Genomic DNA, 1,127 nt, shown 5'->3' on the forward strand with positions numbered 1-1,127 from the left:
ACGAGCTGTACCTCCAAGGTCTGGTCGTCGATGACCTCGATCGCGAGCGAGTCGGGCTCCACGTCGCCCTCGTCGTCCGTTTCGGCGTCGATCCCGAGTCCGGTAGGCTGTTCGAGCGTGAACGACGCCCGCTCGGAGTTCTCCGACTCGACGGTGCGCCGCCAGGAGTACTTCACGTCCTGTGCGGTCACGGTTCCGCCCTCGTGGAACTGGATGTCCTCTTTGAGCGTGAACGTCCACGTGGTCCCGTCCTCGGAGACCTCGTACTCTTCGAGGAGCTGGTTTTCGATTTCGGGGACGCCGTTCGGGAACTCGGTGTGGTTCTCGTAGATCTGAGTAATGACGATCGACGACGCCGTATCGGTCGACATGATCGGGTCCAGCTCGTCGAAGGTGCTGTTGATGAGGTTGAGCGTGTCGGCATCCTCGACCTCAGTCGTGTTGAGCTGCTGCCAGTGTTTGCCGAGCGCGCCGGTCAGCGGGACGTCGACGTAATCGTACCAGAACAGCTCGGTGAAACCGTGGTACAGGGGGATGAGCACGGCGTCGTCACGGACCGCCTCCTCCATCTCGACGTAGGCCTCGTTGCGGAGGTCCTCGTCCTCCGGGAGGGGGTTTTCGACGGCGCGCTCCCACGCGGCCTGCGCCTTGTCGGCGTTGGTCGCCCCGGAGTCGTCGCCGTCGTCACCGTCGTCGCCGTCGCCGCCGTCGCTGTCGTTGCCGTCGCTGTCGTTGCCGTCGGGGGACCCTTCGTCACCGGAACAGCCGGCGAGAGTCACCGCGGCGCCACCGCCGAGGAGGCTGAGCAGTTTACGTCGCTTCGTGCTCTCGACCGAATCTTCAGTTGTCGGATCGGACATGTACAGTCAATTCAGATAGCTTATACTAAAATCTTCCTCCACGGCCGAATCATATTCCGTAGATAATTCGACGAATATTGAATATATAAACTCCTAATTATAAATGATAGTGGTTACCGACTCACTCGTCGGCCACCCCAACGAGTTCCATCAGAGGGTACCCGTCTTTCATCTCCATCCGCGTGCGGACGACGACGCCCTCGTAGTCGATCCGCATCTCGACGTCCATCAGCGAGCCGGTGAGTTCGGTATAACCGTTCCCGTGGT

2 protein-coding genes are annotated in these 1,127 nt (G+C 60.6%); both read right to left on the reverse strand.

The genetic code is table 11. The features are described from left to right. The coding region (locus tag U4E84_RS18205; protein WP_322533474.1) for an ABC transporter substrate-binding protein at window positions 1-860 on the reverse strand (860 nt) is incomplete at its 3' end. Window positions 861-981: 121 nt separating this feature from the next. Next, the coding region (locus U4E84_RS18210; RefSeq protein ID WP_322533475.1) for a dihydroneopterin aldolase family protein at window positions 982-1,127 on the reverse strand (146 nt) is incomplete at its 5' end.

This window comes from Halorubrum sp. AD140, from assembly GCF_034497445.1.
Classification (GTDB): domain Archaea; phylum Halobacteriota; class Halobacteria; order Halobacteriales; family Haloferacaceae; genus Halorubrum.